Origin of the sequence: Planomonospora corallina, from assembly GCF_042650625.1 — a bacterium.
In the GTDB taxonomy this organism is placed as follows: Bacteria; Actinomycetota; Actinomycetes; order Streptosporangiales; family Streptosporangiaceae; genus Planomonospora_B; species Planomonospora_B corallina.
The window spans coordinates 1-15,022 of record NZ_JBHSBM010000034.1; the positions used below are offsets into that span (position 1 = coordinate 1).

General features: G+C 73.9%; 11 protein-coding genes. 6 read left to right on the forward strand and 5 right to left on the reverse strand.

The annotated features are described in order from the left end of the window. Positions 1 to 132: 132 nt before the first annotated feature. The 4 genes from ACFOWE_RS25445 to ACFOWE_RS25460 all read left to right on the forward strand — a co-directional run bounded on the left by ACFOWE_RS25445 (position 133) and on the right by ACFOWE_RS25460 (position 4,383). Complete coding sequence (locus ACFOWE_RS25445) at positions 133 to 828, forward strand: L-ribulose-5-phosphate 4-epimerase (protein ID WP_377292049.1); 696 nt, start codon at positions 133 to 135, stop codon at positions 826 to 828. Between the two features lie 23 nt (positions 829 to 851). Then, a complete protein-coding gene (gene araA, locus ACFOWE_RS25450; protein WP_377292051.1) occupies positions 852 to 2,405 on the forward strand; it encodes an L-arabinose isomerase in 1,554 nt (517 codons plus the stop codon). Between the two features lie 67 nt (positions 2,406 to 2,472). After that, entirely contained in the window at positions 2,473 to 3,438 is a 966-nt protein-coding gene (locus ACFOWE_RS25455) for a TIGR03557 family F420-dependent LLM class oxidoreductase (protein WP_377292053.1), read from the forward strand. Positions 3,439 to 3,720: 282 nt separating this feature from the next. Then, on the forward strand, positions 3,721 to 4,383 hold the full coding sequence (locus ACFOWE_RS25460) for a poly-gamma-glutamate hydrolase family protein (protein ID WP_377292055.1): 663 nt from the start codon (positions 3,721 to 3,723) through the stop codon (positions 4,381 to 4,383). Between the two features lie 36 nt (positions 4,384 to 4,419). Here ACFOWE_RS25460 and ACFOWE_RS25465 read toward each other — a convergent pair whose 3' ends face one another. The 3 genes from ACFOWE_RS25465 to ACFOWE_RS25475 all read right to left on the reverse strand — a co-directional run bounded on the left by ACFOWE_RS25465 (position 4,420) and on the right by ACFOWE_RS25475 (position 9,369). Further along, the gene (locus ACFOWE_RS25465) at positions 4,420 to 5,436 is read right to left on the reverse strand and encodes a LacI family DNA-binding transcriptional regulator (RefSeq protein WP_377292057.1); all 1,017 of its coding nucleotides are present in this window, start codon (positions 5,434 to 5,436) and stop codon (positions 4,420 to 4,422) included. Between the two features lie 193 nt (positions 5,437 to 5,629). After that, positions 5,630 to 7,444 carry an ABC transporter ATP-binding protein gene (locus tag ACFOWE_RS25470; protein WP_377292059.1) on the reverse strand — a complete coding sequence of 605 codons (1,815 nt, stop codon included), beginning with the start codon at positions 7,442 to 7,444 and terminating at the stop codon, positions 5,630 to 5,632. Positions 7,445 to 7,578: 134 nt separating this feature from the next. Further along, a complete protein-coding gene (locus ACFOWE_RS25475; protein ID WP_377292061.1) occupies positions 7,579 to 9,369 on the reverse strand; it encodes an ABC transporter ATP-binding protein in 1,791 nt (596 codons plus the stop codon). A 267-nt stretch (positions 9,370 to 9,636) separates the two neighbouring features. On the opposite strand from ACFOWE_RS25475, the gene ACFOWE_RS25480 reads away from it, so the two are divergent. Then, a complete protein-coding gene (locus ACFOWE_RS25480) occupies positions 9,637 to 10,704 on the forward strand; it encodes an ATP-grasp domain-containing protein (protein ID WP_377292063.1) in 1,068 nt (355 codons plus the stop codon). A 50-nt stretch (positions 10,705 to 10,754) separates the two neighbouring features. Further along, positions 10,755 to 12,212, forward strand: a complete 1,458-nt coding sequence (locus tag ACFOWE_RS25485) for a carboxylesterase/lipase family protein (protein ID WP_377292065.1) — start codon at positions 10,755 to 10,757, stop codon at positions 12,210 to 12,212. Between the two features lie 34 nt (positions 12,213 to 12,246). Here ACFOWE_RS25485 and ACFOWE_RS25490 read toward each other — a convergent pair whose 3' ends face one another. Together ACFOWE_RS25490 and ACFOWE_RS25495 are read right to left on the reverse strand one after the other, a co-directional pair. Then, positions 12,247 to 12,978 (reverse strand): hypothetical protein, encoded by a 732-nt coding sequence (locus tag ACFOWE_RS25490; protein ID WP_377292067.1) that lies wholly within the window; start codon positions 12,976 to 12,978, stop codon positions 12,247 to 12,249. 85 nt (positions 12,979 to 13,063) lie between these two features. Beyond that, positions 13,064 to 14,995, reverse strand: coding sequence for a tetratricopeptide repeat protein (locus tag ACFOWE_RS25495; protein WP_377292069.1), 1,932 nt, complete (start codon positions 14,993 to 14,995; stop codon positions 13,064 to 13,066). Between the last annotated feature and the right edge of the window lie 27 nt (positions 14,996 to 15,022).

Genomic DNA, 15,022 nt, shown 5'->3' on the forward strand with positions numbered 1-15,022 from the left:
GAGCGCCGCCGGTGGTGCCGGTGCCGCCGCGGTGCGGTCATCGGCGCCGGTCCGGCTCTTGCTGCCGGTGGCAGTCCCCTTCCCCGAACCGACCGATGACGCCGGCTCCGGTGGCCGGCCTGGGAGCATGTCATGACCTCCTCCGTCTCTTCTTCTGTCACCTCCTCCGTCGCCGGTGCCGTCGCGGCGCTGCGCGAGAGCGTCTGCCGTCTGCACGCCGAGCTGGTGCGCTACGGCCTGGTGGCCTGGACCGCGGGCAACGTCTCGGGCCGGGTGCCCGGCGCGGACCTGTTCGTGATCAAGCCGAGTGGTGTCTCCTACGACGACCTGAGCCCGGAGTCGATCGTGGTGTGCGACCTGGACGGCGCCCTGGTCGACGGGGAGCTGGCGCCGTCCAGTGACACGGCCGCGCACGCCTACGTCTACCGGCACCTGCCGCAGGTGGGCGGGGTGGTGCACACGCATTCGACCTACGCGTCGGCGTGGGCGGCGCGGGGGGAGGCGATCCCGTGCGTGCTGACCGCGATGGCCGACGAGTTCGGAGGGCCGATCCCGGTGGGGCCGTTCGCGTTGATCGGCAACGACGACATCGGGCGGGGCATCGTCGCGACCTTGGACGGGCACCGTTCCCCGGCGGTGCTGATGCGCAACCACGGGGTGTTCACGATCGGCGCCGACCCCCGCGCCGCGGTCAAGGCCGCGGTGATGTGCGAGGACGTCGCGCGCACGGTGCATGTGGCGCGGCAGCTGGGCGAGCCGCTGCCGATCGCGCCGGCCGACATCGACCGCCTGTACGACCGTTACCAGAACGTCTACGGACAGCACTGACCCATGGACAAGGAGTCCGCACGATGAAGTCCCCTCACGGCCGCGAGATCTGGTTCCTCACCGGGAGCCAGGGCCTGTACGGCGAGGACACGCTGCGCCAGGTGGCCGAGCAGTCCCGGCAGATCGCCGAGGCCATCGAGGAGGCCCTGAACGGGGCGCCGGCCGCCGCTCCGGGCGGGGCGGGGAGCGGCGCCCCCGCCCCGGCGGCCCGGGTGGTGTGGAAGCCGGTGCTCACCGACGCCGACGCCATCCGCCGCGTCTGCCTGGAGGCCAACGCCGCGGACGCGTGCGTCGGCGTGATCGCCTGGATGCACACCTTCTCCCCGGCCAAGATGTGGATCGCCGGCCTGGACGCGCTGCGCACCCCGCTGCTGCACCTGCACACCCAGGCGAACCTGGAGCTGCCATGGGCCTCGATCGACATGGACTTCATGAACCTGAACCAGGCCGCCCACGGCGACCGGGAGTTCGGCTACATCCAGTCGCGGCTCGGGGTGCCCCGCAAGACCGTCGCCGGGCACGTCAGCGACCCGTCGGTCGCCGCCCGGATCGGGGCGTGGGTCAGGGCGGCGGCCGGCCGGGCCGAGGTGGGCTCGCTCCGGCTGGCCCGGTTCGGCGACAACATGCGGGACGTGGCCGTCACCGAGGGCGACAAAGTGGAGGCGCAGCGCCGCTTCGGCGTCTCGGTCAACACCTACGGGGTCAACGACCTGGTCGCCGCGGTCGAGGCCGCCTCCGACGCCGAGGTGGACGTGCTCGTCACCGAGTACGAGGACCTCTACAAGGTCGCGCCCGAGCTGCGCTCCGAGGGCGAGCGCCACGACTCGCTGCGCTACGCCGCCCGCGTCGAGCTGGGCCTGCGGGGCTTTCTGGAGGCGGGCCGGTTCGGCGCGTTCACCACGAACTTCGAGGACCTCGGCGGTCTGCGGCAGCTCCCCGGCCTGGCCGTGCAGCGGCTGATGGCCGACGGCTACGGCTTCGGCGGCGAGGGCGACTGGAAGACCTCGGTGCTGCTGCGCACGCTCAAGGCCATGTCCGCGGGCCTGCCCGGCGGGACCTCGTTCATGGAGGACTACACCTACCACCTGGTGCCGGGCCAGGAGCTCATCCTCGGCGCGCACATGCTGGAGGTCTGCCCGACGATCGCCTCCGGCACGCCGTCGTGCGAGATCCACCCGCTGAGCATCGGCGGCCGGGAGGATCCCGTCCGGCTCGTCTTCGACGCCGAGCCCGGACCGGCGGTGGTGGTGGGGCTGGCGGACATGGGGGAGCGGTTCCGCCTGGTCGCCAACGAGATCGACGTGGTCGCCCCGGCCGAGCCGCTGCCGCGGCTGCCGGTGGCCCGCGCCGTCTGGCGGCCCCGCCCGGACCTGCGGACCTCCGCCGAGGCCTGGCTGACCGCCGGCGCCCCGCACCACACCGTGCTCTCGACGGCGGTCGGGACCGAGGAGCTCGCCGACTTCGCCGACATGCTCGGCGTCGAGCTGCTCATCATCGACGCGGACACCACCCCGAGGCAGTTCGCCAAGGAGCTGCGCTGGAACCAGGCCTACTACCGCCTGGCCCAGGGGCTCTGACCGCCGTGCCCGCACTCCCCGCCCGGCCGCCGGAAGGATCACGGCGCGGCCGGGTAGGGACCCGGGCATGACGCGAATCGGATACACGATGATGTGCGAGCAGACGCCCGCCCGGCAGCTGGTGGACGACGTGGTCGCGGCCGAGCGGGCCGGCTTCGACTACGCGGTCATCTCCGACCACTACTTCCCGTGGCTGGAGGAGATGGGGCACTCGCCGTACGCGTGGTCGGTGCTCGGCGCGGCGGCCTACGCCACCGAGAGCCTGCCGCTGATGACCTACGTGACCTGCCCGATCATGCGCTACCACCCGGCGGTGGTGGCGCAGAAGGCCGCGACCGTGGGGGTGCTGAGCGGCGGGCGCTTCACTCTCGGGCTGGGCGCGGGGGAGAACCTCAACGAGCACGTGATCGGCCAGGGCTGGCCGCCAGTCAACACCAGGCACGAGATGTTCCGCGAGGCCATCGAGATCATCAAGGGGCTCTTCGAGGGCGGCTACTTCACCTACCGGGGGGAGTACTTCGACGTCGACTCCGCCAAGTTGTTCGACCTGCCCGAGCAGCCGGTGCCGCTGGCCGTCGCCGCCTCGGGCACGCAGTCCGGCGACATCGCCGCCCGGTACGGCGACGCGCTCGTCGCGGTGGACCCCGACACCGACCTGGTGCGCTGGTTCAACGACTCACGCGGGCAGGGCCGCCCGGTCTACGGGCAGCTGGCGCTCTGCTACGACCCCGACCCGGCGGCGGCGGTGGAGCGGGCGCACCGGATGTGGCGCTGGGCGCTCCCCGGTTGGAAGGTCATGGCGGAGCTGCCCGCGCCGGTCAACTTCGCCGCGGCCGCCGAGACCGTGCGCCCGGAGGACGTCGCGGAGAAGATCCCGTGCGGCGCCGACGTGGACACGGTGGTCGAGGCCGTGCGCGCCTACACCGACGCCGGTTTCACCCACGTCGCCCTGGTGCAGATCGGCGCCGAGCATCAGCGGGAGTTCATCGGCTGGGCGGAGAAGGAGCTGCTGCCCGCACTGCGGAACGGCTGAGCGCGAGCCCGGGCGCGACCTACCGGGACCGCGCCGAGGACGGGAGCGGAGAACGGCACACCGGAACCGCGCCGGGGGTGGAACCGGGGACGACACGCCAGGCTGATACCAGCTCCCCTCGGTACGGCCCGTTTTAACCTGCGGAAACAGGAACATGAGCGGAGCGGCGCACCCGCCGCTCCGCCGTACCGGACCGTGGGAGGCGACAGATGTCGGAAAGGCCGGGGAGCACTGCACGGGTCCGTGCCGCCATGCCGCCAGGGGGCCGCGGCCGCCGCGTCCGTGCGGAGGGCCCCGGGCGGATCCGGGCGGCTCCGGGCCGCCGGCAAGTACGCCGGCTACGCCGAACTCGCCGCCCGCGAGGTCGAGGGCAGGGACTACCGGCGTGAGCAGCGCTTCCCCCGCGGCGCCACGGCGGCGCACATCGCCATCCACGGCGGCGGCATCGAACCGCCGACCACCCAGCTGGCCGACCGTGCGGCCCGAACGGGCCGGCACGCCTACTACTCGTTCACGGCGATCAAGCCGTCCGGGAACCGCGACCTGCACATCACGGCCCACCGGTTCGACGAGCCGAGGGCGCTCCGCCTGGTGGCGCGGACCGGCCGCACCGTCTCCTGGCACGGCATGTCCGGCGCCCGGCCCACCACCTACGTCGGAGGCCGGGACACGGCGCTGATCGCGAGGATCACCGCCGAGCTGCGCGCCGCCGGTTTCACCGTCGCCAGGTCGGTCCCCGCCGGGCTGGCGGGCCGGAACCCCCGCAACATCGCCAACAGGAACCGGCGGGGCAAGGGGGTGCAGCTGGAGATCAGCAGCGGCCAGCGCAGGCGGTTCTTCGCCTCGGGCCGACTGGACCGGGCCTGGATCCAGGATCCGGCCAATCGCACCCGGGACTTCTACGCCTACACCGCCGCGGTCAACCGCGCCCTCTCCCGCTCCTGACCGGGCCGGGCCTGGCCGGGCGGACCCGGGCCCGGCTCAGGCCGGGGAAGGAGCGGTGCTCCCGCGCGGGGTGAGCCGGGCGGCCTGGTCCTCGAAGGAGGCGATCCGCTCCCCGGAGACCAGGTCGAGCAGGCGCCGCGCGGCGTGCGCGCCGTAGGCGGGGATGTCCCGGCTGAGCGCGGTGAGCGGAGGGTGCACGACCTGGGAGAGGGGCGAGTCGTCCCACGCGACGATCGACAGGTCGCGCGGGACGTCGAGGCGCATCTCCTGGGCGACCGAGAGACCGGCCACGGCGCTGATGTCGTTGTCGTAGACGATCGCGGTCGGCCGGTCGGGGGAGCTCAGCAGCCGGCGGGTGGCACGGGCGCCCTCGTCGCCGGTGTAGTCGGTGTGCACGACGGCGTGGCCGGTCAGCCCGAGCCGCTCGCAGGAGTCGGTGAAGGCCCGGTCGCGCAGGGCGGTGTGCACCAGCCGCGGCAGCCCCGCGATCCGGGCGATGCGGCGGTGGCCCAGCGCGGCGAGATACTCGATGGTCTCGCGCACGGCCGCGCTGTCGTCGGACCAGACGGAGGCCAGCGAGCCCGCCTGCGAGGGGTGGCCGATGACGACGGCGGGCATGCCCAGCGACTCCAGCTCGGCCACCCGGAGGTCGTCGAAGTGCAGGTCCACCACGAACGCGCCGTCGACCCGGCCCTCGCCCCACCAGCGGCGGTAGACGGAGATCTCCTGGTCGTGGTCGGAGACGATCTGGAGCATCAGCGCGTAGGACCGCACGGAGAGCTCGGCCTCGATGCCGCTGATCAGCTCCATGAAGAACGGCTCCATGCCCAGGATGCGGGCCGGCCGGCAGAGCGCGAGCCCGACCGTGTGCGCCCGCGCCCCGTTCAGCGCCCGGGCGGCGCTGTTGGGGCGCCAGCCGATCTCGGCGGCGATGGCCATGATGTTGGCCCGCGTCGCCTCCGACACCCCCGCCCGGCCGTTCAGCGCGTAGGAGACCGCGACCTTGGAGACCCCCGCCCGGCGGGCGATGTCCGCAATGGTCGGTCGTTTCATCCGTCTCCCACCCCATGTCGTCGCTTAACTGTTTCACGGCCATCGCGCAGCTTACTACTCGTGGGTTGGGGGGTGTACGCGCTCCATCCCCTCTCGTTCACCCGGCATCTTCCATTAACCGATTAATTCAAGAGGGGGCCGGTCCGGCCGTCCCCGCGGCGGAGGCCACGCCGCCGCCGCGGGGACGGCACGCTCACCCGGACGCGCGGGGCACGTCCGAAATGCTGTCCAGCCAGGCGCGGTGCAGGTCCGCGAACCGGCCCGACCGGGCGATGAGGACCTCCGGCGGGCCGTCCTCCACGACGCCGCCGCCGTCCAGGACCAGCACGCGGTCGGCGATCTCGACGGTGGAGAGCCGGTGGGCGATGATCAGGGCGGTCCTGCCCGCCAGGATCGTCCGCATGGCCCGCTGCACCAGCCGCTCGCCCGGCACGTCCAGGCTCGAGGTCGCCTCGTCGAGGACCAGCACGGCGGGGTCGGCCAGGAAGGCGCGGGCGAAGGCCACCAGCTGCCGCTGCCCCGCCGACAGCCTCCCGCCCTGCTTGCCGACCGGGGTGTCGTACCCCTCAGGGAGGGCCGAGATGAAGTCGTGGGCGCCGACGGCCCGGGCGGCCTCGACCACCTCGTCCATGGTGGCCCCGGGCCGGCCGAACCTGACGTTGTCCGCGACCGAGCCGTTGAACAGGAAGTTCTCCTGCGTCACCACGACCACCGCGGCGCGCAGCGTGTCCTCGCCGAGGTCGCGCAGGTCGGTCCCGTCCAGCAGCACCCGGCCCGCGACCGGGTCGTAGAACCGGGCGACCAGCTTGGCCAGCGTGGTCTTGCCCGCCCCGGTGGGGCCGACCAGCGCCACGATCTGCCCGGCCGGGATCGTCAGGTCCATCCGGGACAGCACCGGCGTGCCCTGGCGGTAGCCGAACTCCACCCCCTCGAACCGGATCTCGCCCGCCGGGCGCTCCAGCGGGACCGGCGTGTGCGGCTCGGCCACCGACGGCCGCTCCTCCAGCACGCCGGAGAGCTTCTCCAGCGCCGCCCCGGCCGACTGGAAGGTGTTGTAGAACTGGCTGATCTCCTGCATCGGCTCGTAGAACTGGCGCAGGTAGAGCAGGAACGCGGTGAGCGTGCCCACGCTCGCGGAGCCCTCGGAGACCAGCAGGCCGCCGTAGCAGAGCACCGCCGCGACGGTGACGTTCCCGATCAGCTTGATCCCCGGTGAGAAGAGCGCGACCAGGCGCATGCTCCGCACGTTGGCGTCCCGGTAGTCGGCGTTGAGCCGGGCGAAGATCTCCTGGTTGCGCGGTTCCCCGCGGAACGCCTGGACCGCCCGGATGCCGGCCATCGACTCCACGAAGTGCACGATCAGCAGCGCCACGGTCTGGCGGGTCCGGCGGTAGGCGATGCTCGACTGCCGCCGGAACCAGCGGGTGAACAGCAGCAGGACCGGGAGCGGGAGCAGGGCCACCAGAGCCAGCCGCACGTCCAGGATGAGCAGGACGACGGCGGTGCCGGCGAGCGTCAGCACGGCCGTGACGAGACTGTCGAAGCCCGACTGGAGCATCTCGGCGATGGCGTCGATGTCGGAGGTGAGCCGGGAGATCACCCGTCCCGAGGTGTAGTCGTCGTGGAAGGAGAGCGACAGGCGCTGGAAGTGGCGGAAGACCCGCCGCCGCAGCTCCAGGATGATGCGCTGGCCGATCCGGCCGGCCATCGCCAGGAACGCCTGCCGGGTCACCGCCTGCACGGCCGCCGCCGCCAGCACCGCCGTGACGACCGCCGTCAGCGTGCCCGGGCCCTCGCCCGCCAGCATGGGCGGGATGCCGGCGTCGATGCCCACCTTCACCAGGTAGGGGATGGCGAGCGAGGCCGCGTTGCACGTCACGATGAGCGCGACGAGCACCGCGATCCGCAGGCGGTACGGTCCCAGCAGTTCGCCGAGCAGCCGCCGGGAGCGGGCTCGGAGCAGGAAGGAGATCCGCTCGGGCAGCTCGTCGGAGTCCTCGGCGGCCACGCCGCGCCAGTCGCGCGTCCCCTCGTCCGTTCCTCCGGCCGTTCCTCCGGCCGTTCCTCCGGCCGTTCTGCCGTCCGTTCCCCCGGTCGTTCTGCCGGCCGTCTCCGTGGCCGTCTCCTCTGTGTCCTGACCGCTCACCGCAGCGCCCCCTCCGCGTCCACGTCACCGTCGAAGTCGTCGAAACCACCGGGACCGCCGGAGACGGCGGCATCCTCGTCCAGATCGGCGGAGAGCAGCGCCCGGTACTCCGGCACCGAGGCCATCAGCTCCTGGTGGCGGCCGACGTGCGCGACCGTGCCGCCGGACAGCAGGGCGACCCGGTCGGCGAGCAGCACGGTGGAGGCGCGGTGCGCGACCACGATCCCGGTGGCGTCCCGGAGCACGTGCCGGAGCGCCTCCTCCACCAGGGCCTCGGTCTCCACGTCGAGCGCCGAGAGCGTGTCGTCCAGCACGAGGATCCGGGGCCGGGACAGGACCGCGCGGGCCAGGGCGAGCCGCTGGCGCTGGCCGCCGGACAGGGACATGCCCTGCTCGCCGATCCGGGTCTCCAGGCCCCAGGGCAGCCGGTGCGCGAACTCCGCCTGCGCCACGCGCAGCGCCGCCTCGATCTCCTCGTCGGTGGCGTCGGGCCGCCCGAGCGTGAGGTTCTCCCGCACGCTCATGGAGAACAGGGTCGGCTCCTCGAAGGCGGTGGCGACCATCGAGCGGAGCGCCGGCAGCGAAAGGTCGCGCACGTCGTGGCCGTCGATCGTGACCCGGCCCGCGGTGGCGTCGTGCAGCCGGGGGACCAGGGAGGTGAGCGTGGTCTTGCCCGACCCAGTGGCGCCCACCACCGCGACCGTCTCGCCCGGTCGCACCTCCAGCCAGACGTCGCGCAGCACCGGCTCGGCGGCGCCGGGGAAGCGGAACTCCACGCCCTCGAAACGCAGGTGGCCGCGGGGCCGTTCGACCGTCAGGGCGCCCCCCGTGATGGCCGGCGCGACGTCCAGCACCTCCATCACCCGGTCCGCCGCGGTCATCGCCTCCTGCGCCATCGCCAGCAGGAAGCCGAGCGCCGAGATCGGCCACACCAGCATGAGCATGAGCATGGTGAAGGCCACCAGCGCGCCCAGTTTCAGCGAACCCGAGCCGACCGCCAGCGCGCCGAGCAGCAGCACGGCGGCGAGGGTGACGTTCGGGACCACCTCCAGGAAGGTGAAGAACCGGGCCGAGAGCCGGACCTTCTCCATCGAGGTCCGGTAGACCTGGCGGGCCCCGGAGTCGAAGGTGCCGAAGACGTGCCCGCCGCGGCCGAACGCCTTGATCGTGCGGATGCCGGCCGCGGACTCCTCGACCACGGTGGCCAGGTCGCCCTGCTCGTCCTGGACGCGGCGGGACACCTCGATGTAGCGGCGCTCGAAGCGGAGCGAGAGGACCACGACCGGGATCGCCGCCGCGGCGACCAGCAGGCCCAGCGGCCAGTGCTTGTTCAGCAGCAGTACGGTCACCGTGGTGATCTGCAGGGTGGTCAGGACGAGGAAGAGCAGGCCGAAGCCGAGGAAGCGCCGGATCGCCGACAGGTCGGCCGTCGCGCGGGAGAGCAGCTGACCGGACTGCCAGGAGCCGTGGAAGCCCATCGGGAGCCGGAGCAGGTGCCGGTAGAGGTCGTCGCGGATGTCCGTCTCCAGGCCGAGGACGATGTCGGCCATCAGCCACCGGCGCACGAAGGTGAGCAGCGCCTCGAGCACGCCGAGCGCCAGGACGAGCAGGGAGAGGGCGACCAGTCCGGCGGTGTCGCCCCGGGTGACGGGGCCGTCCACGACCTTCTCGGTGATCAGCGGGACGGCGATGGCGATCCCGGTCGCGGCGAGGGCGGCGGGCCAGGCGAGGGCCAGCCGCCTGGAGTGGGGGCGCAGGTAGGACCTCATCCGCCACAGCGAGCGCATCCCCGAAAGGCGCGGGCGCCGTGGCCGTCGGGAGGCGGGTTTCGAACCGGAGTCAGCGGTATCAGGGGGCATGGGCAGGCAGCACACTCCTCACGGTCTGGGGCCGGCGCCGTTCACCGGGGCGGTGAAGGGCCCGTCAAGGGTAAGGACCTCGTCAACCGGTTTTTCCGTGCCCGGGGAGCGTTCCACACCGGCCGCATGATTACTTTCTGTAATCAGGGAATTACCCACGGTATGAAAAACGGGGTGAACAGTTCGGGACTCCGCTTGTTGATCATAATTGGCGAAGGTCCCGCGAACGAGGACATCAGATACCTGGAGGAGGGGGCGCGGCAACGGGGGCACCTGCCGCTCGTCGTCTCCTGGAACGAACTCAGCGTGGCGCTCGACGACGGAAGGCCCAGGCTGTGCGCCGACGGCCTCCCGCTCGCGGTGGACGGGATCATCCACCAGATGTCCACCGACGCGCTGCCGGGCCTCACCATCCTCGGCGCGGTGGAGGGGGAGACCCCGCACCTCAACTCCGCCGCCGCCGTGCTCCGTTCGGCCGACAAGTTCGCCACGCACGTCCGGCTGGCCGCCTGCGGCGTGCCGACGCCCGCCACCGCCTTCTGCCCCGACGACCACGAGCTGCGGCTCTTCGCCGGGGCCTACGGCTACCCCGTCGTGCTCAAGCAACCGGACGGGGCACGCGGAGCCGAGGTCGCCCTCGCCCGCTGCGAGGACGAGCTGCTCGCCAAGGCCGACTCGATCCGGGGCCGCGGCAGGCCACTCCTCGTCCAGCGGTTCGTCGCGGAGGCCGCCGGCCGCAACCACCGGGTGGTCGTCATCGGCGGCAGATTCGTCGCCGCCGTCGAGCAGACCGGCCGTCCCGGGGACTTCCGCTCCAACGGGCCGGGGGACGTCTGCCGCCCCGTGACCCTCACCGGCGAGGAGGTGGCCGCCGCCGAGCGCGCGGCCCGCGCGGCGGAACTCGACCTGATGAGCGTCGACCTGCTGCGCGGGCAGGACGGCCCGGTCATCCTGGAGACCAACTCCTTCCCCGCCTTCGGCGGGTTCGGCCACGTGGACCTGCGGGGCCCCGTACTCGACCTGATCGAGCGCAAGGTCGCCGAGCACCGGAGCCGGCCGGCCGTCCCGCTCGTGGTGCCGCGCCGCCGGACCTCCCCGCGCCGGCCCCTCGTGCCCGCCGCGGAGCCCCCGGACCTCGCGGAGCCCTCGAACATCCCGGACCTCCCGGAGATTCCGGATCTCCCGGAGCCCCTCACCGCGGGGGAGGCGCCCGCGCGGGGAGCCTCCCTTACGGGGGACAACCCGCTCACCACGTCCACCTGATCCGCTCCGGGCCCGCTCGCACCGCCCCGTGAGCGGGTAGACACCCCGGCATGGACCCGACGGCGGTGACCACGAGCGGGCGGGTGAGCGGGCGCTGGTCCGGCGGAGCGGCCGAGTTCCTCGGCATCCCCTACGCCGCGCCCCCGGTCGGCGACCTGCGCTTCGCCGCCCCCGCCCCGCCGCCCGGCTGGGACGGGGTACGGCGCTGCGACACCTGCGGGCCGACCGCGCCCCAGCCGCCGAAGGACCCCGCCCGGGGCCTTCCCGAACCGCTCGCCCCGGGTGACGACCACCTCAACCTCAACGTCGCCACGCCCGATCCCGGCGCCGCCGGGCTGCCGGTGCTGGTCTGGATCCACGGCGGCGCCTTCAGCGCGGGCTGCAACGCCTGCCCCTGGTACCGGGGCAGGGCCTTCGCCCGCGACGGTGTGGTCTTCGTCGCGGTCAACTACCGGCTGGGCGTCGAGGGCTTCCTGCCCCTGGACGGGGCCCCGGCCAACCTCGGCGTCCTCGACTGGGTCCGGGCCCTGGCCTGGGTCCAGGAGAACATCGCCGCCTTCGGCGGGGACACGGGCCGGGTGACCGTCGCCGGGCAGTCCGCGGGAGGCCAGGCGGCCGTGACCCTGCTCGCCGTACCCGCCGCCGCCGGACTCCTGCACCGCGTGATCGGCATGAGCGGCGGAGCGGTGACGTGGGAGCCGGTCGAGCCCGCCCGCGAGGCCGCCCGCGCCCTCGCCCGCCGGCTCGGCGTGCCGCCCACCCGGGAGGCGTTCGCGGCGTTCCCCCCGCAGGAGCTCGTCGCGGCGTACGGCGCGCTCGGCTCCCGCGAGCCGGGCCCCGGGCCCCTCGGCGCGGTCTTCCGGCCCGGCCCCAAGGGGTTCAACCCCGTCAACGACGGCGAGGTCGTGGCCCGCAGCCCGTACGAGGCGATCAGAGACGGCACGGCCCACCCGGCCGCGCTGCTCGTCGGCACCACCCGGGAGGAGTTCAACGAGCTCGTCCGCTCCCGGCCCGGCCCGCTCGGCGAGCAGGAGTACGACCAGGCCCTGCGCGCGCTCGGCGCCGGCCCGGAGGCCCGCCGGTTCTACGAGGAGCGGCTGCCCGCCGGCCGCGAGGTCCTGGCGCAGATCCTGACCGACCGCCTCTTCCGGGTGCCGGCTCTCCGCCTGGCCGAGGCCTGCGCGGCCGCCGGACGGCCCGTGCACGCCTACGAGTTCCGCTGGCGCTCACCCGCAGGTGGCGGCGCGGTGGGGGCCGGCCACTGCGTGGACCTGCCGTTCGTCTTCGACGACCTGGACGCCGAGGGAGTGGACCGCCTCTGCGGCCCGAACCCTCCGCGGAGCCTGGCCGAGGACATGCACACGGCCTGGACGCGCTTCGCCGCCACCGGGGACCCCGGCTGGCCCCCGTACGGCGGGCCCGGCCGGCCCGTCCGGATCTTCGACGTCCCCGGCCGCCTCGCCCGTGACCCGCTCGCCGCCGAGGGCCGCCTCTGGCGGGACCTCTGACCCGCCCCCCGGCCGGGCTCACCCCGCCGGCGGCTCACCCGACCGGGGCGGTGCGCACGGTCCCGGTGGACTCCTCCTGAACGGCGGGGGAACGACGCCCCTGCCGGGACCCGGCGTAGGCGGCCTCGCGGATCCGCGCCAGCCGCCCGGGGAGCCGCAGCGCCGGATGGTGGTTGAGCATCGGGTCGAACGCGGCGAACTCCCCGTCCGGGAGCGGGGTGTGCAGGCGCAGGCGCGCCAGCGGCCGCCGGTAGCCCTCGATGCCGAGGACGAAGTCCAGCGGCGCGAGCGCGACGGCCCGCCCGACCTCGTCCGGGTCGGCGGAGCGCGCCCGGTCCCGCCCGGCCGTCACGGCCAGGAAGCGGATCCGCCCGGCCGCGTGCTGGTAGGGGATCAGCGTGGAGAAGACGCCGGAGCCGAACCCGGCGCTGGGGAAGGGCAGCCACCTCGGCCAGCCCCTCGTGGACAGCAGCAGGTCCAGGTCGCCTCCGGGCGCCGACTCGCACGGCAGCCGTACGGCCAGGCCCAGCACGTCGGGCAGGGCGCCGGGCAGGGACGCCCCCTTCGAGAGCCGGACCAGGACCTCCCGCTCGCCGGGCTCGTCGAGGACGGGGATGCCCAGGTAGGGGTCGGCGTGGTCGAGGACACGGAAGGTCGCGTGGAAGAACCGCCCCCGGGGATGGAACGCGCGGCCGCCGCGCAGCGCCGCCAGACGCCGGAACAGGGAAGGGACGGCTCCACTCCGAGCAGGTGAGGAAGATGCCATGCACCTCCTCTACCCCGGTATCGGGATCACAGCGGATCCCGATACCGGGAATGCGCGGAGCCCGGGTGAGGCCCGGGAGCGGAGGTCACGCCGGTTCCCGCAGCAGTTCCTCGGCCTCCCTGCGCAGATGCGCGGGGAGACCAGGGCCTGTCGCGGCCAGCGCACGCCCGGCGAACTCGGTCGCGTCCGTACCTCTGCCGAGCAGGGCGTGCACCCGCGCGGCCCGCAGCAGGGCCGGCCCGCTGCCGGACTCGGCGGCGACCGCGTCCAGCATCTCCTGCTCGGCGGCGTCGAGCCGCCCGGCCAGTGCCAGCGCCAGCGCGCGCGCGGCCACCGTGTCCGGATGCTGGTTCCGCCGCACCCGGTCCAGGTCGCGCAGGGCCTCCGCCGGCCTGCCCCGGTCGGCGTGGATCGCCCCGCGCAGAGCGAGCGCCTCGGCCGGGGGCTGCGGCGCGAGCGCCACCGCCCCGTTGAGACAGGCCAGCGCGGCGCGCGGCTGTCCCGCCTGCCAGAGGGCCTGTCCCAGGGCCAGCTGGGCGGGAAGGTCGTTGGGCACCCAGGTGAGGGCCCCCTTGAGCAGCTCCACCGCCGCGGCGTGGTCACCCTGCGCCAGCCGGAGCCGCCCGTCGGCGGTCAGCACCCGGGCCACCCCCTCGAACTGCTGGAGGCTGGCGAAGGTCTCCGCCGCCTCCTTGAAACGGCGCCGGGCGCTCTCGGTATCGCCCCGCGCGGCGTCCACCGTGCCCAGGATCTCCTGCGCCTCGGCCCGCACCCAGGTCTCGCCGAACTCCGAGGCGCGGACGGCCTCGTCCGCGAGCCTGCACGCGGCCTCCCAGTCCTGCCTGCCCAGTGCGGTCCGCGCGTCCGCGAGGTAGGTGGAGGGGGACTCCGACCGGCGCACGGCGGCGATCAGCCGGTCGTGCGCCAGCTCGTACCAGCGGATGCCCAGCCGCTGCTCGGCCTTGAGCAGGTGGCAGTCCTCCAGCGCCCGGGGCACCGCGTTCGGCATGCCGGCCGTCTCGCGCAGCCCCTCGTAGACCGTGTTGCGCGTGCCGTGCTCGGTGACGAAGACGCTGCGCAGCCAGAGCTGGATCTCCGTGGCCGGTACGCCGTGCTCCGCCGCGACCCGGGAGAGGGCACGTCTGCAGAAGCCCGTCAGGAAGCGGTCGACGTCGGCGTGCAGGTCCACGTGCTCCACGGTGATCGCGGTGGCGTCCGGCGGGAGCGACTCCCAGAGCGCGGAGCAGACGACCTGGAGCTGGACCGGTTCGACCTCGTCCAGCTCTCTGGTCGTCATCCGGCCCTCGTCGTCGGCGAAGGTGACCGTGCGCAGGTCGTCGACGAGCAGCTCGGCGGCACCGGGAGCGAAGGATCGTCCGGTGCCCCGCAGGGGCTCGGCCGCCGCCTCGAGCGCGGCCTCGCGGGTGAGCGCCCGCAGTTCGAAACGGGTCCGCGAGCCCTGGCCGAGCGGGCGCTCGTACGGCAGGACGGCGGCCACGTACTCCTCGCGCAGCACCAGTAGCAGGTGGAGTCCGCCGTGCTCCTCCACGGCCTCGGCCAGCTGCTCCAGCAGCACAGCCTGCTCCTCGTGCCGGTGGGCGGGGCCTCCGAACAGCTCCTCGGCCTGGTCGATGGCGACCAGCACCGGGACCGGGTCACCGTACCGGTCCTGGCGCTCCGGCCGCCGCGACAGGAACTGCGAGACCGTCAGCCCGGCGAGCGCCTGCGGCGGTTCCTGCGGCGCCCAGGCCGACAGCAGCGCCAGGACATAGGGGTTGCCCGGGATGCCGGTGATCGCCCCGCGCGGGGACACGCGCGCGACGGGCAGCACGTCGGTGCGGGCGGGGTCGAGACGGGGCAGCACGCCCGCGTGGAGCAGGGAGGTCTTGCCCGCGCCGGACGCCCCGTACAGCACGGTGAGCCCGGTGGCCTGCCAGACGGCGGTGACCTCGCGGGCCTCCCGCTCCCGCCCGAAGAACAGCGCGTGCTCGGCCTCGTTGTAGGGACGCAGTCCCACATACGGCTCTGAGATTCCCTGCTCCGC

Coding starts and splice junctions, on each gene's coding strand:
- ACFOWE_RS25490 (WP_377292067.1), bottom strand. CDS start 12,978: ATGGCATCTTCCTCACCTGCTCGGAGTGGAGCCGTCCCTTCCCTGTTC.
- ACFOWE_RS25475 (WP_377292061.1), bottom strand. CDS start 9,369: ATGCGCTCGCTGTGGCGGATGAGGTCCTACCTGCGCCCCCACTCCAGG.
- ACFOWE_RS25445 (WP_377292049.1), top strand. CDS start 133: ATGACCTCCTCCGTCTCTTCTTCTGTCACCTCCTCCGTCGCCGGTGCC.
- ACFOWE_RS25455 (WP_377292053.1), top strand. CDS start 2,473: ATGACGCGAATCGGATACACGATGATGTGCGAGCAGACGCCCGCCCGG.
- ACFOWE_RS25485 (WP_377292065.1), top strand. CDS start 10,755: ATGGACCCGACGGCGGTGACCACGAGCGGGCGGGTGAGCGGGCGCTGG.
- ACFOWE_RS25465 (WP_377292057.1), bottom strand. CDS start 5,436: ATGAAACGACCGACCATTGCGGACATCGCCCGCCGGGCGGGGGTCTCC.
- araA (WP_377292051.1), top strand. CDS start 852: ATGAAGTCCCCTCACGGCCGCGAGATCTGGTTCCTCACCGGGAGCCAG.